Origin of the sequence: Caulobacter sp. X, from assembly GCF_002742635.1 — a bacterium.
Lineage (GTDB): Bacteria > Pseudomonadota > Alphaproteobacteria > Caulobacterales > Caulobacteraceae > Caulobacter.
This window is the reverse complement of sequence record NZ_PEGF01000001.1, coordinates 25,009-45,332: the sequence shown is the minus strand read 5'-3', so window position 1 is coordinate 45,332 and position 20,324 is coordinate 25,009. Positions and strand designations below refer to the sequence as shown.

At 66.8% G+C, this 20,324-nt stretch carries 14 protein-coding genes and 1 pseudogene; 6 read left to right on the top strand and 9 right to left on the bottom strand.

Going from position 1 to position 20,324, the window contains the following annotated elements:
• Position 1: 1 nt before the first annotated feature.
• The 9 genes and pseudogenes from CSW60_RS00215 to CSW60_RS00180 form a co-directional block, all read right to left on the bottom strand.
• Positions 2 to 1,291, bottom strand: coding sequence for a cytochrome c (locus tag CSW60_RS00215; protein ID WP_099535077.1), 1,290 nt, complete (start codon positions 1,289 to 1,291; stop codon positions 2 to 4).
• 403 nt (positions 1,292 to 1,694) lie between these two features.
• Positions 1,695 to 3,110 carry an efflux transporter outer membrane subunit gene (locus tag CSW60_RS00210; protein WP_099535075.1) on the bottom strand — a complete coding sequence of 472 codons (1,416 nt, stop codon included), beginning with the start codon at positions 3,108 to 3,110 and terminating at the stop codon, positions 1,695 to 1,697.
• Positions 3,110 to 3,991 carry an efflux RND transporter periplasmic adaptor subunit gene (locus CSW60_RS00205; protein ID WP_099535073.1) on the bottom strand — a complete coding sequence of 294 codons (882 nt, stop codon included), beginning with the start codon at positions 3,989 to 3,991 and terminating at the stop codon, positions 3,110 to 3,112. Before CSW60_RS00205 ends, CSW60_RS00210 begins: the two co-directional genes overlap by 1 nt.
• Before the next feature lie 2 nt (positions 3,992 to 3,993).
• Positions 3,994 to 4,203, bottom strand: coding sequence for a DUF1656 domain-containing protein (locus tag CSW60_RS00200; RefSeq protein WP_099535071.1), 210 nt, complete (start codon positions 4,201 to 4,203; stop codon positions 3,994 to 3,996).
• The gene (locus CSW60_RS00195; RefSeq protein WP_099535069.1) at positions 4,200 to 6,221 is read right to left on the bottom strand and encodes an FUSC family protein; all 2,022 of its coding nucleotides are present in this window, start codon (positions 6,219 to 6,221) and stop codon (positions 4,200 to 4,202) included. The genes CSW60_RS00200 and CSW60_RS00195 overlap by 4 nt, the downstream gene beginning before the upstream one ends.
• 10 nt (positions 6,222 to 6,231) lie before the next feature.
• Complete coding sequence (locus tag CSW60_RS00190) at positions 6,232 to 6,690, bottom strand: MarR family winged helix-turn-helix transcriptional regulator (protein WP_099535067.1); 459 nt, start codon at positions 6,688 to 6,690, stop codon at positions 6,232 to 6,234.
• Between the two features lie 136 nt (positions 6,691 to 6,826).
• Positions 6,827 to 6,957, bottom strand: a pseudogene (locus CSW60_RS24335) (integrase); the annotation flags it as partial.
• 569 nt (positions 6,958 to 7,526) lie between these two features.
• Complete coding sequence (locus CSW60_RS00185) at positions 7,527 to 8,327, bottom strand: DUF4198 domain-containing protein (protein WP_062099957.1); 801 nt, start codon at positions 8,325 to 8,327, stop codon at positions 7,527 to 7,529.
• Between the two features lie 34 nt (positions 8,328 to 8,361).
• Positions 8,362 to 11,328 carry a TonB-dependent receptor domain-containing protein gene (locus CSW60_RS00180; protein WP_062099958.1) on the bottom strand — a complete coding sequence of 989 codons (2,967 nt, stop codon included), beginning with the start codon at positions 11,326 to 11,328 and terminating at the stop codon, positions 8,362 to 8,364.
• Between the two features lie 399 nt (positions 11,329 to 11,727).
• On the opposite strand from CSW60_RS00180, the gene CSW60_RS00175 reads away from it, so the two are divergent.
• The 6 genes from CSW60_RS00175 (at position 11,728) to hutC (ending at position 20,291) form a co-directional block, all read left to right on the top strand.
• Positions 11,728 to 12,405: a hypothetical protein gene (locus tag CSW60_RS00175; protein WP_062099959.1), complete on the top strand. Its 678-nt coding sequence runs from the start codon at positions 11,728 to 11,730 to the stop codon at positions 12,403 to 12,405.
• A gap of 215 nt (positions 12,406 to 12,620) precedes the next feature.
• Positions 12,621 to 14,708: a copper-translocating P-type ATPase gene (locus CSW60_RS00170; RefSeq protein ID WP_062099960.1), complete on the top strand. Its 2,088-nt coding sequence runs from the start codon at positions 12,621 to 12,623 to the stop codon at positions 14,706 to 14,708.
• A 640-nt stretch (positions 14,709 to 15,348) separates the two neighbouring features.
• The gene (locus tag CSW60_RS00165) at positions 15,349 to 18,033 is read left to right on the top strand and encodes a TonB-dependent receptor domain-containing protein (protein ID WP_096033052.1); all 2,685 of its coding nucleotides are present in this window, start codon (positions 15,349 to 15,351) and stop codon (positions 18,031 to 18,033) included.
• A gap of 50 nt (positions 18,034 to 18,083) precedes the next feature.
• Positions 18,084 to 18,818, top strand: coding sequence for a PepSY domain-containing protein (locus tag CSW60_RS00160; RefSeq protein ID WP_062099962.1), 735 nt, complete (start codon positions 18,084 to 18,086; stop codon positions 18,816 to 18,818).
• Positions 18,819 to 18,822: 4 nt separating this feature from the next.
• On the top strand, positions 18,823 to 19,539 hold the full coding sequence (locus CSW60_RS00155; protein WP_062099963.1) for a PepSY domain-containing protein: 717 nt from the start codon (positions 18,823 to 18,825) through the stop codon (positions 19,537 to 19,539).
• On the top strand, positions 19,539 to 20,291 hold the full coding sequence (gene hutC / locus CSW60_RS00150; RefSeq protein WP_062099964.1) for a histidine utilization repressor: 753 nt from the start codon (positions 19,539 to 19,541) through the stop codon (positions 20,289 to 20,291). Before CSW60_RS00155 ends, hutC begins: the two co-directional genes overlap by 1 nt.
• Positions 20,292 to 20,324 lie beyond the last annotated feature (33 nt).

The following is a 20,324-nucleotide window of genomic DNA, read 5'->3' as shown; positions in this document are numbered from 1 at the left end:
CTCACTTTCCCTGCGCTCGGATCGCCGCGACCTTTTTCTCAAGGTCGGGCCAGGCGGGTTTGCTTGTGCGGGTGGCGCGCAGGTAGGTCGCCAGCTTGGCGACGTCGGCGTCGCTGAAACGGTTGAAGCTGGGCATCAGAACGCCCGGCGCGCCGTCCTTGGCGCTGACGCCGTAAAGCACCACCCGGATCAGATTGGTCGGATCATCCAGATTGACGGCGCTGTTGAGGGCCAGGTCAGGCCGCAGCGGATTGAGCTGGCCCGCGCCGTTGTAGTGGCAGGAGGCGCAGGCGGCCGTATAGAGCCGCGCCGACGGATCGGTCTGCGGCCCGACGTTCAGCCGATCGGCGGCGGCCGCCCTTTGCAGCGCCGGCGCCAGGGCGGCGGCGCGACCCAACGCGCCGTCGCGGTCCGCGAAATAGATCGCCAGGGCCTGGATGTCGGCGTCGGGAAGCTTGCTCAGGCCGTCGTGAACCACCGGCGCCATCGGACCGGCGGCGACGCCGTGATAGCGGCTGACGCCGGTGCGCAGGTAGGAGATCAGTTCGGCCTGATCCCAGGGCGCGGGTGAGGGATTGGCCGCGGTCAGCGGCGGGGCGATCCAGTTGTCGATGGCCGCGCCGGCGAAGGCCTTATCGCGCTTTTCCGCACCCAGGACGTTGCGTGGCGTGTGGCAGGCGCCGCAGTGGCTGACACCTTCGGCCAGATAGGCGCCGCGGTTCCATTCGGCGCTTTTGGTCTTGTCGGGCTCGAAACGGCCAGGCTTGAAGAACAGCAGTTTCCAGCCGGCCTGCAGGGCGCGGATATTTAGCGGGAACGGGACGCCGTTGCGCTTGGCCTGAGCGACCACCGCCGGCCGGGTCATCATGTAGGCATAGAGCGCCGAGACATCGGCGTCCGACAGCTTGGTGAAATGGTCATAGGGCAAGGTCGGGAACAGGTGCGAGCCATCGCGGCCCACCCCCTCGCGCAGCGCCCGGTCGAAGGCGGCCTCAGACCAGTTACCGATCCCGGTCTTGGGATCGGGGGTGATATTGGTCGAATAGACTACGCCAAAACCCGTCTTCATCGGGTAGCCGCCGGCGAACGGCTGGCCGCCTTTCGTGGTGTGGCATGTCGAGCAATAGCCAGCCCCGGCCAGCACCTCGCCACGCGCCACGAGGTCCGGCGCGAAGCTCGACGGGGCGGGCGGCGCGATCTCGGCGATCGCCGGACGCCAGGCGAAGACCCCGAAACCGACCAGTCCCACGACCGCCACGACCAGCAGTCCGACGAGGATACGCTTCAGCACGGGAGGCCCTCCTGGCGGTCCCGCCGCAGACTTGCAAAGCGCATCCGCAACAAGGCCAGATGCCAGAGACCTTGAGATTAAAGCTCGCTCTAGGCAAGGCGCTCAAACCTTCTGCGAGACGTTTGCAGCAACCCCTACCACCGGCTTCGGGGCCTCATTCCATGTGCGGCGCTTTCGAACGCTGCGGCCATGGCGTCGTTCACGCGCCAGAAGCTGTCGTTGGCTTATCCCAGAGCGACGACGTTCAGCTCTGCTTAGATCGCCGAGACGATGCGGCGTGACTGCAACCACAGCCTGCGGCGTCGCCTCGACGAAGGCGCAGACGGGCGAAGCGGGGCGTCGAAGGACAAGGAAAACCTACAAATGGGCGAGCCAGCTATGGCTTAGCCAAAGCCACCCGCTGTCATTCCCAGCCGCCCCCCAAGGCCAGAAAGAGGTTCACCTGGTCGACGGCGACCTGGCTGTCGGACGCCGCAAGCGCGGCTTCAGCGCCAGCCAGGGTCCGCTGGGCGTCGAGACCGGCGAGATAGGGGCTGCGGCCCGCCTGGTAGAGACGCCGGGCCTGGTCCTCGGCCAGAACCGCCTGGTCGCGCGCCGCCTTCAGCGCGGCCTGGCGTTGCAAGTCGTGGGCGTAGGCGTCAAGCCTCGTCTCGGTCTCGCGCAACGCCGTCAGCACGACGCCGTCGAATCGCGCCAGGGCGACGTCAGCCCCGGCCTCGGCCTGGCGAATCCGCGCCCGCTCGCCTTCGCCCGGCAGAGTCCAGGTGATCAGCGAGGTCAGGCCCCAGCGATTGGCGGCGGGTTGGCCGATGTCGGCCAGCAGGCCCGTCGAGCCAGCGCCCGCCCCTAGAGTGATGCTGGGATAAAGCGCGGCAGTCGCCACCCCGATGCGGGCGGTCGCGCCGGCCAGGGTCCGCTCGGCCTGGCGGACGTCCGGTCGCCGCTTCAGCAGGGCCGCGCCGTCGCCGACCGGAATGGGCTGCTTGAGCGCTGGCGGCGTCACGCAAGCCTCGACCGCTTTTGGAAACTCGGCGGGCGGCTTGCCGGTCAGGGTGGCGAGCCGATAGAGCGCGGCGCGGCGCCGACTCTGGAACGTTGGCAAGGCCGCGCGCGACTGGTCCAGCAGAGCCTGGGCGCGCGTCAGGTCGACCACCGTCCCCCTGCCCGCTCCGACTAGCTTGCGCGTGACCTCGAGGCTGCGGGCCTGCAGGTCGACGGTTCGTTGCGCCACCGTCAGTTCGTGGCCATTGGCGCAGGCCTCGACATAGGCGCGCGCGACATCGGCCGCGACGCTGACGCGAGCCAGGTCGAGCGCGGCCGCTGAGGCCTCGGCGTCGGCATGGGCGGCCTCGGACGCGCGCTTCAGGCGCCCGACCAGATCCACCTGGTAGGAGACCTTGACCCCCGCGTCGGCTAGGTTCTCGACCGGCAAGGGCTCGGACAGCAGGAACTGCTCGCCGGACTCCCGCGCGTGCTGGGCGGCCGCCGAGGCGCCGAGTTTGAAGCCGCCCGCGTCGTCGGCCTCGCCCGCCACCGCGCGGGCGCGGGCCAGGTTGGCGGCGGCGACGCGCAGGTCGGTATTGGCCTTCAGGGCCTCCTCGACCAGCCCATTCAGCACCGGGTCGTCGTAGAGCTTCCACCAGCCAGGAGGAACGGGGTCCTGGCTAACGGCGGCTGAAGCGGCGCCCACGAATGGTCCCTGGGCGGAGGGCGCGTTCAACTTCGCTTCGGCGGGCAGCTTGTAGTTCGGCCCGACGGTCGCACAGGCCGCCAGGGCCAGCGCCGAAGCGGCCAGGACCAGGCCTCTCAGCATGCTCATCACCGGGCTCCCGCCAGGACCGACACCGTGGCGGTGCGCCCGGCGATCAGGCGCAGGTCGCGCGGCGTCTGGTCCAGCGCCACGCGCACGGGCACACGCTGGGCCAGGCGCACCCAGCTGAAGGTCGGATTGACGTTGGGCAGCAGGTTGCCGCTGGCGGCGCGATCGCGATCCTCGATGCCGGCGGCGATTGACTGGATATGGCCCTTCAGGGCCTTGTCCTCGCCCATGACCTTAACGCTGACCGGCTGGCCGATCCTCAAACCGGAGAGCTTGGTCTCCTCGAAATAGCCCTCGACCCGGAACGAACGGGAATCGATCAGCGCCAGCACCGGCTTGCCCGCCGTCACATAGTCGCCGGCGCGTAGCGTCAGGTCCGACAGGAAGCCGTCGGTCGGCGCCGTGACGACGGTGCGCTTCAGGTTCAGCGCGGCGATGTCGCGCGTGGCCACGGCCTGGACGAGGGCGGCATCCGCCTGCTCGACCTTGGAGCGGCTCTGCTCGGTCACCTCGACGGCCACGAGATCACCGAGTTCGCGGTTGCGGTCGAGTTCTCGCCGCGCCTGGGCCAGGGTCGCGCGCTGGGCCTCTACGGCGGCGTCGGCCTGGCGCAGGGCCAGGGCGTAGCGCGCGCGATCGACATAGAACAGCGGCTGGCCGGCCTTGACCGTCTGGTCGTTGGCGGCGTCGACGCGGGTGACAAGGCCCGACACGTCCGGCGCCACCTGCACCACGTCGGCGCGCACGCGGCCGTCGCGGGTCCAGGGATCCACCTGGTAGTGGGTCCAGAGCGCCTTGCCGCCAACGACGGCGGCGACGAGGACGGCGCCGGTGACGGCCATGCGACCAGCATAGGGCAGAACGGTCTTCAGTGAGGGCATGATCAGAACTTCAAGGGAGATGGGACCGTAACGACGGCGGCCCAGAGGATGACGAACAGCGCGGTGTCGAAGAGCGCCGGGTGCCAGACGAGGCGATAAGCGCCGAGCCAGGTCAGCAGGCGGCGCAGCACGAAGGAGACGATCAGGGCGATCATCGCCGAGATCAGGACGGACGACAGGAAGACGCCGTCGATATCGATTTCGCCGGTCATCGGGCGGTCTCCGGAACGAAGGCGGGCGCCTCGGGGAACAGGTTTCGGCGCAGGCCGACCAGACCCGACACGCCTTGCACCGCCGAGGCGGCGGACGCTCCGGCAAGATCGCGCAGGGCGGCGTCGATGCGGTCCAGCAGTTCGGCGCCGGGTGTTTTGCGCTCGCCCGCGGCCAGGGCGGCGAAGTGGTCGCCGACACCGTCCAGCGCTGCGTCCACATGGTCCTTGCCCTCGCGCGGCAGGTCAGGACGGGCGGCCTGGACGGCCACCAAATTCATGCCGACCCGCAGGTCGCGCAGCGCGTCGACGCCGACCAGGTCGTGAGCGTGGCCGACCTCGGCCAGCTTCGGCGTCAGGATGCCCAGGCGGTCCACCAGCACGGCGGCGAAGGCGGCCGACTCCGGGGCCTGGCGGGCGCGGGCAAGGCGCGCAAGATTGCGCCAGGTGCGCGACAGCAGCCGGCGAGCGCTGGCGTCCGCCCCCATCGAGCGCAGGCCCGCTGTGACGATGATGGCCAGGAAGAGGCCGACGAACTGACCTAGATTGCCGTTCAGGAATCCCGCGAAGTCGGCGCTGAACGTCTCTTGCAAGGCCAGGGCGTTACAAAAGCCCATCAGCACCGCCAGGGCCGAGCCCATGCGGCGAGGATCGGGGATGTAGAGGCCCAGGAACAGCAGCGGCGGCGCCATGGCGGCGACCAGCATCGGAAAGCCGTCGATCGCCGGCAGCACGGCGAACATGTAAAGCGCCGCCAACGGCAGGGCCAGTAGCGAATAGATTCCGAAGTTCTTGATGGCCGGCACCGGATCGTCCATCGCGGCGAAGAAGCAGCAGAACACGGCGGCCATGACCGGCGCGGCGATCCCGTCGCCCCATCCGAACTGGATCCAGGCCGCGCAGGACAGCATCACCGCGATCGCCGCGGCGGCTCCCGACAGCAGGGCCAGCGGCAGGTCGGCGTGCATCTTGCGGCGCGCGGTCTCGCGGGCGGCCGCGTCCAGCGCCGGCGACAGCGGCGCGTCAGGATCATCGAGCCGCGCCATCAACGCGTGCCCCTCGGCCAGCGCTTGAACGGCTTCGGACAGACGGACCAGCAGACTCTCGATCAGCAGGCTGTTCCAGCTGGCGTCCGACCGACGCGCGGCAAGCGCCCGAAGGTCGGCGATCAGCGCGAGGCCCTTCTCGCGCGGGGCGTCGGCCTCGATCCAGGCGATCACCGCATTGAGGGCTTCACGTACGCGCGGCTCGCGGACCTCCCTGAGCGCCGCGATGCGGTCGCCCAGGCCGGAGAGCAGCGGGATCAACAGCAGCATCCGCTCCTGCAGCGCGCGAACCACGCCGGTCGTCTCGCGCAGGCGCGAGGTGTCGAACGGCAGGTGGACAGCGAGCATGCGGATCTCGCTCGCGGCGGCGGCGAGATGGCGGCGGTCGCGGGCGATCGTGGCCTGATCGCCCCCTTCGCGCAGCACGTCCAGCGCCCAGCGATCGGCCTCGCCCAGCCAGCTGGCCAGGCGCGCCTTCAGCACGCTGCCGACGGGACGCGGAAACACGAGACTGTGGACCAGGGTCGCGCAGAGGATGCCCAGACCGATCTCGATCACGCGCGAGACGGCGACGTCGAAGATCGCGCCGGGCTGGGAGACGCTGGGAAAGCCGATGATCGCGGCGGTGTAGCCGGCCAGCATCATCACATAGCTGCGCGGCGTGCGGTCGAGCAGCGAGATGGTCAGGCAGCCGCCAACCCACAGCGCGAGCGCCAGCGACAGCAGCCACGGGGCGTTGACGAGGTTGGGGACCAGCGCCACGGCGGCGGCCGCGCCCAGCATGGTGCCGAGCACGCGATAGACCGCCTTGGAGCGCACCGCCCCCGCCAACGGCTGGCTGACGATGTATGCGGTCGTCATCGCCCAGTACGGGCGCGGCAGGCCTAGGGCGAAGCCGATATAGAGGGCGAGCATCGCCGCCGCGAAGCTGTTCGCCGAGAACAGCAGCGTATGCCGATCGAACTTGGGCAGCATGTCGGGCGTTTCAGACCCCTTGTCCGGCCGCGAGATCCAGGGCGGTCTCGAAGGCCGCGAAGACACGAAGGGCGGCGGACAGGTCATCGTCGCCGACCTCGGCCAGCATCTGGGCGCGCACGACCTGCACAGCGCTTTCGACGACGGCGGCCAGAGCCTGGCCCTCGGCGGTCAGGTGCAGGGTCTTGGCGCGCTTGTCCGTCGGATCGTCGCGCCGCTCGACGAGATTGGCCTGGCACAGCTGGTCTAGGATCCGGACCAGCGAAGGCCCCTCCACCCCGATCTCCTCCGCCAGCGCGCCCTGGCGGAGACCGCCGCCGGCGCGGGCGATGTGCAGCACCGGCATGGCCTTGGCGTCCGAAATGCCGTGGGCGGCAAGGGCGCGATTGACTTCGCGCCGGTAAACCCGCGCCAAGCGCAGCAGCGACTGGGCGAAAGTGCGTTCGTGAACGGTGCGAGCAGAGGTCATGGAACAGCGATCAATTAAATAGGTAGCTTGCTATCTTTTTTAGATAGCATCCTATCTATCTGACAGCAAGATGAGGCGCTCCAGGAACCCGACGTTCGGTGGAGGCGCGTCGTGCTCTAGCGCAGCGTCTGCTACGCTAAAGGTCGATCTGCTCTGATAGCTCAAGCGCGTCTTCGACCTCGACGCCAAGGTATCGGACCGCTTTCGAGCTTCCGGCGCCCCGGCAGAAGTTGGCGCGCGCAAGTTGCCTGTCTTCTTGTAGATCAGCCACTCCTGGGCTTTTCAAGTCTTTCGGCGCTTTCCAGATGGAGATTTAAAAGCAGGAAAAATCTTCGCTCGGCGACATGAAGCAAATAGAGCCCGGGTTCTGGATGAGTGACACGCATTATGCGTTTTACATCGAAATTCCGGCTCCGCGCCGCAGGCCGATATCGCGTCCCGAACGGTCAAACCAGGGCCATAACTAGGCCAACCGCAACACGCCCATAGCGTGCATTTTGGATCGACCCCATGCTCGACTCGAACCAAAAGCGCCGCCTTTTGCACGCCTTTTCACGATCTCGAGCAAGGTCGTCGGCTTCGGGCGGCTTTGGAGTAGCAGATCGTACAATCGGCGGTGTTGGCGCCCCTTGTCGGATGAAGCCGATCAATATGCGTACGCTATTGTACTCCAACGGCTTCCACGGAGCGACAAGGGCTGCAAACGCGGCCGTCGGACATCGCGGGCTAGGCTGGCCAAAGATATCTGATCCGGCCGCCGAAGGGTCCGCCGCTGCCTTATGACTGGAAGTCGGTAGCTCCCGGCGAAGCTTGATCCCCGCCGGGAGCCCTACCCACTAGTTCTTGACTAGCGTCAGCGACGCGAGGTCCATCGTGAAGCGTCCACCGGCTTCAGCGGGCGGCTTCATCACCGCGGCGAACAGCATCATCGGGCCACTCACGTCCCCAGGAAGATCGATCGTTCCTTGGGCCGAGGTGTGCAGATGGCTACGGACGCCGTCCGGCTTGGCGATGATCACCGGATAGTTCGCCAGCGGAGCTCCCTTGCTCAGCAGGGTGAAGCTCTTCGCCGAAGCATCGGTCGCGATGAACTCGACGCTATGGCCCAACGGCCGCATCGGGTCGCTCCCGCCGTCGCACCGTTCGACGCAGACGAAGGACTTGGCGAAGCGGGTCGACAGGGCCTTTAGGACACGCGGGCGCGGCAGCGCCTCGACGGCCTTCACCGCCGCCGGCTCGACTTGATACTCCTCCATGATCCCGGCGATCCGCTCTTCCGGGTATTCCACCTCCCTGGCTACGGCGCGGGCGGAGAGGATCGCCAGCCCCGGCGTATCACCCTTGAAGTGGGTCTTCAGCGACTTGGAGCCGGGCCCTTCGACCTCGAAGACCGACTGAGGGCCGCCGACGACGCGAAGCTCGGCGATGCGCTCAGGCGGCACCGGGTTGGTCAGGCCAGGAAAGCTGCTGCCGATCGTGACGTCGACCATCAGTGGCGCGCCGCGTTCGACCTTGAACTTGGCGGGCATGATGAAGAAGTCATGCGCCGAGGCGCTGGACGCGAAGAGCGCCGCCAGACAGGCCCCGACCAGACGCGCCTGCACCTTGCTCGGGATGAGAGAGAACTTACCACACATTTCGATATTCCTGATTTATCTGAAGGTCTTGCGATTAGAACTTGGCCGTCAGGCCGACATAGAAGCGCCGCCCGATCAGGTCGTACGTCGACGGATCGGTGTTGGCCGAGATGGCCGGCGTGTAGACCGGAGGCTGCTGGTCGGTGAGGTTGTTCACGCCACCGCGGAGCGAGATCGCGCCATTGACCTTCCACGAACCGTTGAGGTCGAAGTAGTTCACGGCATCAATGGCTTGGGCGCGATTATTGAAATTCTCGACCGCGCCCTGGTAGCGCCACCGCGCGCCAAGGTTCACCGGGCCGTAGATCCAGTTGGCCGATGTCAGCACCTTCCATTCCGGCAGCGTCAGGCCGAAGGAGTTGGAGATGGTGCCCTTGCGATCGGTGAAGGCGCCGCCCGGGATGTCCTGGCGCTGCCACTTCTGCAGCTTGTTGCCCGTGACGTTGAAAGCCAGCGTCCCCCAATCAGGCGCGCCGAGGTCGACCAGGTTCAGACGCCAGTCGACCTGGAAGTCGATGCCGGTGGTCTTGAGCGTGCCGAGATTGGCGTTGGTCTCGAAGGTGTTGATGATCTGGCCCGAGTTGGGGTCGCGGCTGAACAGCTGGCAGAAGAAGTTGTTCTGGTCGTAGGTCGGGTTGGAGACCCCGTCCTGATTGAAGCAGCGCCGCAGCTGTTCGGTCACCGACACGGTGCCGACCACCTGCTTGATGCTGATGTCGTAGTAGTCGATCGACCCCGACAGGTGGCCAAGCCAGGGGTTGGCGAACTGCGACTGCCACGAGACGCCGACCGTGAACGAGTCCGCGGTCTCTTCGCGCAGGTTGGGATTGCCGCCCGTCAGACCCGAGACCTGGGAGTTGGAGAAGGTGAAGCCGTCGATCACCTGCCCCGGCACGTTCTGCGCCAGACAGAGGTTTCGAACCGAAGCTGCGCCCGTCGCGCCCGGCGCGCGATAGGAGCCGCGAACGTCGCAAGGATCGCCCGAGAATTGCCGAGCGCCCGTCGAGGACACCGGCACGCCGATCGACGGGAAGGACAGGTTCTGCGGACCGAACAGTTCACCGATGGATGGCGCGCGGACCGCGCGCTGGATACCGCCGCGCACGCGAAGGCGCTCGACGATCTCCCAGCTGGCGTCGGCCTTGTACGACTGGACGCCGCCGATGGAGTCGTACTTGGAGACCCGATAGCCGAGGTTGGTCTCCAGGCGGTGGACGAACGGCAGGTCCCGCAACAGCGGGATCAGGATTTCGCCATAGCCTTCGTAGACGCTGTCCGAACCGGCCAGGGGCTGGGCCGAGTTGCCCGCCAGTTCAGGGCCGGTGACGCCGTTGAGCGTGAAGGTGGCCAGCAGCAAGGCGTCCGGGACGAGCTTGTAGTTCTGCTCGCGGTAGGTGCCGCCCAGAGCGAGACGGACCTGCCCAGCCGGCAGATCGAAGACGCCGCCCTGGACGTTGGCCTCGAAGACGCGCTGGTCATTGACCGTCGTGTTTTTGGCGATGCGGCTGATGTAGTTGATGCACGAGGCGCTCAGCTTCGTCTCGCCGAACGGATTAAAGCCGCCCGCGCAGAGAGAATTGCCGCCGTCACTGGCGTCCAGCAGACGCTGCGTGGCCGAGCGCGACAGATAGCCGGTGTAGGTGGTGCCATCGTCGACGCGGCCATACGAGAAGTAGGCGTCGTAGGTCCAGTCGCCCAGGCCCTTCAAGTCGCCGCGAAGCCCCGTGGTGACCTGGAAGACGCTGTAGTTCTCGGTCTGCTGGCGCGGACCCAGGATGTTGAAGCGCTTGTCGAGGCGGAACGACCCGGTCGGGTCGGGCCGGGAGTTGAGCACACCGCGCAGCTCGGCCGAGATGAAGGGGTTGGTCGAGGGAACGCGGAAGCCGGTCGTGGGCCCGGTGGCGGGATTGGGCGCCAGCAGGTTGCCGCTTTCGTACTGCGAGAACATGAAGTCGGCATAGGCTTTGATCGCCGAATTGATCTCGTAGCTTGCCGCGCCGTAGATGTTGTAGCGGGTCTGCGGAATGATCAGGTAGTTCTGCGGACCGGTGTTGTAGGTGAAATCGGTCTGCTGCAGCGGCCCGGGCATGCGGAAGCCCTCGTAGTCGATACCGCCGGGGCTGATGTAGTCACGTGCGCCCTGGTAGGCGAACAGCGTGCCGTTGTTGTTGAAACCGAAGGTGTTGCCCCGGGCCGCGCCCGGAATCGCCGCCGTGATGGCCGCGGCGCTTGGCAGGTTGGTGGCGTCGAAGACCGTGGAGCCCAGCGGTGAGGTGCCCGCGAAACCCGAAATCGAGGGCGAACGGCGCGCGGCGTTAAAGACGCTGTCGCGCTCCGAATAGCTTAGCGACAGCGCCGCCCTGCCCCGCCCGTCGGCGATCGGGCCGCCCATCGTCAGGCTGACGGCGGTGGTGGCCGCGTCGTTGCGGCTCGACTGGCCATACTGCAGATCCAGCTGCACGCCTTCGAACTTGTCGTTGACCAGGAAGTTCAGAACGCCCGCCACGGCGTCCGAGCCGTAGGTCGACGAAGCCCCGCCGGTGATCGTCTCGATGGATGAGATCAGAGGCGTGGGCAGTAGGTTCAGGTCGACCACGGAGGAAGCGTTGGACGGCACCACGCGGCGACCGTTGAGCAGGACCAGGGTGCGCACCGTCCCCAAGCCGCGCAGCTGCACGTTCGCCTGGCCGCCGGAGTTGGGGTTGTTGGATGCTGCGTTCGCCGCCGGCGTGAACTGCGGCAGGTCGTTGATCAGGGTCTCGATGTTGATCGAGCCGGTCGCCTGGAAATCTTCCTGGGTGACGGTGACGATCGGGCTGTTGGCGGCGTAGTCCTTCCGGGCGATGCGGGAGCCGGTGACGATGACTTCGTCGATCTGGGCGGGCTCATCCTGCGTCTGGGCGACGGCGGGAGCCGCCATCAGGCTGGTGGCGCCGACCATCGCCAGGCCGGCGATGACGGAGGTGCTGAAGAGTCGGCAACGAAAAGTGTTGTTGGCCAAAATGCTGTTCTCACGATCTGGATTTGGGCCAAATTGCGGCCCCCTGTATCGCGTACGCAGTGGCGATAGCTCACCCCTCAGACCGTGTTTCCCCGCTAAAAGCCGCCCTGCTTTTGCAGGATCGGGCGCCTAAAATTTCCGTTTTTCTGGCCATGTCTGATCAAACAGGCAGCGGTCCGCGGAAGCCGCGGCCGCCTTTTCGGCGACGCTGATGGATGGCGATCGAACCCGGACGACCAGACCCATGGCTCACCCGCGCCTCGTATCGGTGATCAGGATGCGCAGCCACGATCTTGCCCCGACGGTGCTCGGAACAGCGTCGCGCCCGGACCGTTATAGCCAAGGTTCAGGCCCGCCGCCGTCGGGATAGAGCGCGCCGAACCTTGGGGAGATGGCCCGATGGGCGACCGTTTCAGGCGTCGTTTTCTCGACGTCCTCTGCTCGATCTACCTCTACAATGAACATCGCGGATACACGGCGATCGACCGCATGCTCACCGCGATCCGTTCAAGCTGGCCTGACGACCAGGCGCTGATCGGGCTGGTCGAGCGCCATCGCGCCGACGAGCGCAAACACTATCTGATGTTCCGCCGGTGGTTCGAACGCCGAGGCGTGATGCCGCTCGATCTGGACCGCGCCTTCGGGCACATCGATCGCTTCGTCGAGATCATGTTCGGCTCGCCGATTGACGATCTGCCCCCCGAGCTGATCGGCCGCGACGACCTGTTCGAACGGCTCTGCCGGATCATTTCCCTGACAGAAAAGCGGGGCCATCGTCAGGTCGAGGACCTCCTGCGCAACGCCGCGGTGCGGGACGACAGCACCCTGACCAAGATCTTTCGGGTGATCGAGCAGGACGAGCCCAGCCATTGGGCGCCGTACGATGGATGGCTGCGCGACCATGGTCGTCGCCCGCCCAACTGGTGGGAGCACCTGGTCGATGGCTTCGTCCATGGCGAACTCTTGGCCTTCAAGCTGCCACTCCTGTTCCTGACGCCAGGATTGGCGCGCCGCACCGCCTGGCCCGACCAGGACGAGGACGCCTGCCCACCAGACACCACCCTGCGCGCCGCCTGATCCGACGACACGCCTTCGGCGATCGGCCGCGAGCATTTTCTGCAGCTACACATGAGGGGTCCCGCCCACCGGCGCGTATCGACACGCAGTATTGATAGCGGTGAGAGCGAACGATCGTGAACGAGCATTCGCACGAGCACCACGGCCATGGCCGTGGTGCGCAGCAGACCTCCACGCCCGCGCCCCGACGCGAAGGCCTCGTCCATACCTGCCCCATGCACCCCGAGATCCGCCGGGATGCGCCGGGCGCCTGTCCGATCTGCGGCATGGCGCTCGAGCCGGTCACGGTCACCGCCCAGTCCCAGCCCAATCCCGAACTGCGGGACATGACGTGGCGCTTCTGGATCGCGGTGGTTCTGACCCTGCCGGTGTTCGCCCTGGAGATGGGGCCGCACATGGGCCTGATGCTCCTGCACCTGCCGCCCGGCGTGTCGGCCTGGATTCAGCTCGTGCTGGCCACCGCGGTGGTTCTCGGCTGCGGCTGGCCGTTCTTCGAGCGCGGCGCGCGGTCGATCCTGACCCGTCAGCTCAACATGTTCACCCTGATCGCCATGGGCATCGGGGTGGCCTGGAGCTACAGCATCGCCGCCACCTTGGCGCCGCAGGTCTTTCCGCCGGCTTTCCGCGGCGCCGACGGCTCCACCCCGATCTATTTCGAGGCCGCGTCGGTCATCACCGTCTTGGTGCTCTTGGGCCAGGTTCTGGAATTGCGGGCTCGCGAGAACACTTCGGGCGCCATTCGGGCGCTGCTGGACCTGACGCCAAAGACCGCGCGCCGTTCGTTCGACGGCGAGGACTTCGAGATCCCGGTCGAGGAGATCCAGCCAGGCTTCAACCTCCAGGTCCGGCCCGGCGAGAAGGTCCCGGTCGATGGCCGGGTGCTGATGGGCGAGGCCCAGGTCGATGAGTCTCTGGTCACCGGCGAGTCCATGCCGGTGGCCAAGAAGCCGGGCGACACCGTCATCGGCGGTTCGCTCAACAAGACCGGTTCGTTCCTGATGATCGCCGACAAGGTCGGCTCCGACACGCTGCTGGCCCAGATCGTCGCCATGGTGGCCCAGGCCCAGCGCAGCCGCGCGCCGATCCAGCGCATGGCCGACCGGGTCTCGAGCTGGTTCGTCCCGGCGGTGATCGCTGCGGCCGTGGCCGCCTTCCTGGTCTGGGCGTTGATCGGCCCGCCCCCGCGCCTGGCCTTCGCGCTGGTGGCGGCGGTCTCGGTGCTGATCATCGCCTGCCCCTGCGCTCTGGGCCTGGCCACGCCGATCTCGATCATGGTCGGGGTTGGACGCGGCGCGCGGGCCGGCGTGCTGATCAAGAACGCCGAGGCGCTGGAGCGTTTCGAAACCATCGACACCCTGGTGGTCGACAAGACCGGCACCCTGACCGAAGGACGGCCGGCGGTCACCGCGATCCATGTGGTCGAGGGCTTTGCCCAGGATGAGGTCCTGCGCCTGGCCGCCAGCCTAGAGCGCGCCAGTGAACACCCCTTGGGCGATGCGATCCTGCGTGCTGCGGCGGCCAAGGAACTGCCGCTCAGCCACCCGCAAGGCTTTGACTCCCCGCTGGGCAAGGGCGTGATCGGCAAGGTCGACGGCCGCGCCGTCGTCATCGGCTCGGCGCGGTTCCTGGATGAACAAGGCCTGGCGCCCGGCGCGCTGTCGGACATCGCCGAAACCCTGCGCCAGGACGGCGCCACGGCGATCTATGTCGCCATCGACGCGCGTCCGGCCGCGGTCCTGGCCATCGCCGACCCGATCAAGCCCACGACGGCCAAGGCGGTCGAGACGCTGAAGGCCGACGGGATCCGGGTCGTCATGCTGACGGGCGACAACCGCACGACTGCCCAAGCCGTGGCCGCCAAGTTGGGCATCGAGGAGGTCGAGGCCGACGTCCTGCCGCACGAGAAGGCTGAAGTCGTCGAACGCCTCCGTCGCGAAGGCCGCAAGGTCGCCATGGCCGGCGATGGGGTCAATGACGCCCCTGCCCTGGCCGCCGCCGAGGTCGGGGTCGCTATGGGCGCGGGCTCGGACGTGGCCATCGAAAGCGCGGGGGTGACCCTGCTGCATGGCGACCTGGAGGGTCTGGTCAAGGCTCGCCGGCTGTCGCGCGCGGTGATGGGCAATATCCGCCAGAACCTGTTCTTCGCCTTCGCCTACAACGTCGCCGGCATCCCCATCGCCGCGGGCGTGCTCTATCCGGCCTTTGGCTGGCTGCTGTCTCCGGCCATCGCAGCAGCGGCCATGGCGCTCTCGTCGGTGAGCGTCATTGGCAACGCCCTGAGGCTGCGCGCGATCCGCCTCTGAGCGGACGGACGCGGTCGCTCAGAGGCGCTGCATGCCTCGGTCGAGACGCCGCTTATGAACGGCTTCCCGGCTCCAAAACGTGGCTTGCGATTTTTTTGAGGGGCATTCGCACGCGCTGCGTATCCCCGCTGAAGAGCGTGGATGCACGGCGGCGCCCACAAGGTCCGCCCCCCACGCTCATTTGAATATAAGCTCGACTAAGCGTTGAATTAGTTCGACGCTCGATATGTCACGTCTAATTTATATGGCCAGTATTTTTCAGAATTGATCAAATATTTGAATCTTCAGTATAAGATTGTCGAATCGATATTGATCAATCATCGCTGCATTGAACGATTAGACTCCGATCATCAGGCACTGAAATTATAGGCGCAGGCCAACTGGCCGATCGAATAATTGGATTTCCGAAAAATAACCGTTACGTGACGGAAATATTCTGAAATTCGACACCAGTTTCCATAATTCGGTAATTTTCATGCGCGTTTCCGCCTCGAGAGCGCGCTAACGCGCACGAACTTACCCGTCCAAACGCGCTCATATGTATATACATAGCTTGACGCTGCGGCCAGCGGTTCCCGAGCATGCCCCTCAAGACGCCCTGGTCGGGGCGGGATTGGACACACACGAGGGGGATCACTCGATGAACCGGCAGTTCAAGCGGATGCTATTGGCCGGCGCCATGGCCACGGCGTCTTTCAGCGCATGGGCCGCGCAAGCCCAGGAGGCCAGCAGCGTCGAGGAAGTTGTCGTCACCGGCACCCGGATCAAACGTCAGGACATCAGCGGGGTCGGTCCCGCGACGGTGATCTCGCAGGAGCAGGTCGAACGGTCTGGCGTCAACAATGTCGAGACCCTGCTCCAGCGCCTGCCGTCGTCGGCCGGCAACGCGGGCAACCAGACCAACGCCTACTGGACGGGTAACGGTTATGGCACCGCCCAGGTCAATCTGCGCGGTCTGGGGATCAACCGGACGCTGACCTTGATCAACGGCCGCCGGGTGGTCAACGGCGGCACCGGCGCCAACAGCGCACCAGACCTGAACATGATCCCCACCGCGATTATCGGCCGGATCGACGTCCTGAAGGACGGGGCCTCGGCCATCTATGGCGCCGATGCGGTTGCCGGCGTCGTCAACATCGTCACGCGCACCAATGTCGAGGGCCTTACGGTCACGGGCAAGTACGGCGTCGCCGATGAAGGCGATGGGGCAGAATACGCCATCGACGGACTTTGGGGCATGCACAGCGAGCGCGGCTCGGTGACCGCCGCGATCACCTGGCAGAAGACCGAGGCGGTCAACCTGGCCAGCCGCGCCCCGTGCGGCCTGGGCGAGGTCGGCGGCGTGCTGACCTGCTTGTCGTCGGCCTCCACGATCGGCGGGCGGGCGGTGCTGCCCAACGGCCAGCAGATCAACTTCAACCAGACCCCAGGCGGTAACGGGAACTTCTACGAGCCATACAGCGCCGCCAAGCACAACTTCAACTCCAACCCCTTCCTCAACGCCGTCAGCCCGATCCAGCGCTTCAGCACCGCCTTCCTGGCCGACTACAAGCTGACCGACAGCGTGACGCTGTTTGGCGAGGCCTTCTTCACGCATCGCCAGAGCCGGCAGATCGCCAGCCCCGGCACCTTGCGCAACCTGGCGATCGCGGCGTCCAACCCGACCAATCCGACGGGCCAGAACATCACCCTGGTGCAGCGTCGTCTGGCCGAACCCGGCGCGCGCATTTTCTCCCAGAACGTCGACACCTATCGCTTCGTGGGCGGCGCCCGCGGCGAGCTGGGCGGCGACTGGACCTGGGAGGCGGCGGCCAACTGGGGCCGCAACACCGGCGTCGATGGCATGACCAACATCGCCAATCTTGAGCGGGTGGCCAACTCGATCAATCCGGCGGTGTGCAGCACCACGCCCGGCGCGGCCATCCCCTGCGCCGACTATCTGGGCGCGGGCGACCTGACGCCGGCGGCGCTGAAGTACATCCTCTACAATTCGCGCGACACGGGCGGCAACGAGCAGCGCAGCGTCACCGCCGACGTCTCGGGCTCCCTGCTGACCCTGCCCGCCGGCAAGCTCGCCATCGCCGCCGGTGTGGTCTATCGCGAAGAGAAGGGCTGGCGCGACCCTGACGCCTTGACCGTGCTGGGCATCGCCAACACCAACCAGCAGGACCCGATCTCCGGCCAGGTCTCCACCAAGGAAGCCTATGTCGAGCTGTCCGCGCCACTACTGGCCAACCTGCCCCTGGTGCGCACCCTCGAACTCAACGGCGCGGTGCGCTATTCCGACTACAATCTCTTCGGCTCCAACGAGACCTACAAGCTCGGCGTCAACTGGGGCGTCATCGAGGGCCTGCGCCTTCGGGCCACCTACGGCACCGGCTTCCGCATTCCCAGCGTCCCGGAACTCTTCGGGGGCGTGGCCGAAGGCAATCTGACCACCACCGATCCCTGCAGCCGCTATTCCAGCAGCACCAACGCCACACTGGTCGCCAACTGCCGCGCCAGCGGCGTGCCGGCCAACTATGTGCAGCTGGGCAACACGGTGCTGACCACCGTCGGCGGCAACGCCAACCTGTCGCCGGAAAGCGCCAAGACTTTCACGGTCGGCGGGGTGTTGCAGCCGACCTTCGTTCCGGGCCTGTCGGTGACGGTCGACTATTTCGACATCAAGATCACCGACGCCATCCGCTCGATCCCCGGCTCCACCAAGCTGGCGGTCTGCTACGCCTCGACCAATCTCAGCCACCCGTTCTGCGGCCCGGCCAACTTTACCCGCAGCACCCTGACCGGCGAGATCAACTTCCTGTCCTCGCAGCCTTCCAACGCGGGCCGCGAGCAGATGCGCGGCGTCGATATCGGCGTGCGTTACGACTTCGATGTCCGAGGGCTGGACGCCAGCATCGACTGGAACACCACCTATCTGGACAAGTACGTGATCACCCCGTTCCTGGGCGCCAGTCCGATCGTCTTCGACGGCTTTATCGGCGGCGGCAACGGCGGCTATCCGCACTGGCGCTCGAGCGCCAACGCCTCGCTGCGCAGCGATCACTGGTCTGCCAATTACTCGGTGCAGATGATCGGCAAGGCCACCGACTTCAACGCCGCGTCCAAGGACATCGGCTACCGCACATCCAACGTCTTCTACCACAACGCCCAGTTCGCCCACCGGCTGGGAACGCGCGCGGGCCTGACGGTCGGCGTCGACAACCTCTTCGACAAGAAGGCGCCGTTCATCAAGAGTTGGACCGACGGCAACACCGACACCATGACCTACGACCTGCTGGGTCGTCGCGGTTACCTCAAGCTCACCTACCACTTCGACTAAACAAGGGGGAAGCCGGCCAGGCCCTGCGCCTGGCCGGCGACGTTTCGTTCATGGCGACCGCTAAGAAATCCACGATCCGCTGGCCGGCCTGGGCCCGCAAAACCCACAAATGGCTGGCGCTGATCATCGGCGTCCAGGCGCTCTTCTGGATGCTGAGCGGCCTCTACATGACCGCCGTCCACATCGACATCATCCATGGCGACGCCCTGGTGCGCCCCGCGCCCGTCCTGCCGATCGATCCGGCGAGCCTGCGCGACCCCGCCGAGATCCTGGCGCGCTACGCGGCCGCCAGCACGATCAAACTCGACAGCCAGCTGGGCCAGCCGGTCTTCGTCGTCGGCGAGGGCAAGAAGCGCGTGCTCGTAGACGCCCGGTCCGGGGCTCAGATGTCGCCCCTGGACCAGGCGGCCGCGCAGGATCGGGCGCGGGCGCACTTCGCTGGCCCCGGCAAGATCGTGCGCACCGAGCTGCTCAGCGTCATCCCCAGCGAGATCAAGGGCCGCCCGGCTCCGATCTGGCGTGTGGAGTTCGCCGGGCGCTGGCGCCCAACGCTCTACATCTCCCCTCAGACCGGCGAGCTGGTGGCCAAGCGTCACGACCTTTGGCGGATGTTCGACTTCGTCTGGATGTTCCACATCATGGATTACGAGGCGCGGGTCGACGTCAACAACCTGCTTCTGCGGGTGGCGGCCTGGATGGCCGTGGCCACCTCGCTCACCGGAGCCTGGCTCCTGCTCTACAGCTTCCGTCGCAAGCGCCGCGTGCGCAAGCCCGCCCAAGGGTGACCTCGTGTTCCTGATCCGCACCCTGCACAAGTGGTTTGGCCTGATCCTGGGCCTGCAGTTCCTGCTCTGGTCAATCAGCGGGGCCATGATGGCCATGCTGGACGCCAAGAAGGTCGCCGCCGAGGACAGCGAACGCGCCCCGCCCGCGCTGTCTCAGCCGCTGTCGCCCATCCGGCTGGCCAGCCTGGCCCAGTCGCTGGACGCGCCCATCCTGCGCGCGCGGTTGCGCCCGCTCGGCGAGCACTATGTCTATGAGGTCGAGACGCCGCTGGATCTTCGCCTGTTCGACGCGGCCACGGGCGCGCCGGTGACGATCGACGCCCCGCGCGCCCAGGCCCTTGCGCAAGCCGGCTACGCCGGTTCGGGCGCGGTGGCGTCGGTCGAGAAGGTCGAGAAGGTCAGCGGCGAGGTCCGCGGCGTGACCCTGCCGGTCTGGCGCGTGGCCTTCGCCGATCCTGATCACACGACCTTGTTTGTCGATCCCCGCACCGGCGCCATCCATCACCGGGTCAATGACACCACGCGGACCTGGAACCTCTTCTGGATGATCCACATCATGGATTATCCCAACGGCGCGGGGTTCAACCATCCCCTGATCGTCACCGTGGCGACCGGCTGCGTCTGGCTGGCCTTGAGCGGTTTCATCCTGCTGGTCCGCAGCTTCCGCCGGCAGGACTTCGCCTATGTCCTGGATCCCATCGATAAACTGCGGGGCCGCTGATGGCGGCCCCTGACAGCGCTCCGGCCCTTGGTCCGCCGGGCGAAAGCCTGCACGGGCGCATCAAGGCCGACATCGCCGACAAGATCGTCTCGGGCGCCTGGCCGCCGGGTCACCGCATCCCGGCTGAACACGAGCTGATGCGGCGCTACGGCTGCTCGCGGATGACCGTCAGCAAGGCGTTGTCCAAGCTGGTCGATGGCGGCCTCATCATCCGCCGCAAGCGGATGGGCAGCTTCGTCTCGCGACCCAGGATCCATTCGGCGGTGCTCAACATTCCCGACATCCAGGCCGAGGTGCGCGCCCGGGGCCAGACCTACGCCTATCGGCTGCTCAGTCGCCGCACGCGGCCCGTCACCCGGCGCGAAGCCCTCGAGTTCGACCTGCCCGAGACCTGCGAGGTTCTGCTACTGCGCTGCCTGCACAGCGCCAACGAGCGCCCCTTCGCCCTGGAGGAGCGCCTGATCAGCCTGGACGCCGTGCCCGAGGCGCAAGGGGTGGAGTTCTCACTCATGCCGCCGGGCACCTGGCTGCTGCGCACCGTGCCCTGGACCGAGGCCGAACATCGCATCAGCGCCGTGCGCCCGACCAAGGCCGTGGCCCAAGCGCTCGAGACCGATCAGGCCGGTGCGTGCCTACGCCTGGACCGCCGTACCTGGCGTCTGGGCGCGGGTGTCACCCATGTCAGCCTGCTCTTCCCCGGCGACGCCTTCGATCTGGTCGCCCGCTTCACGCCGACCGCGCCCCTGCCCTGATAGGACCCGAGCCGGCGCGATCCGGTTCCTGCG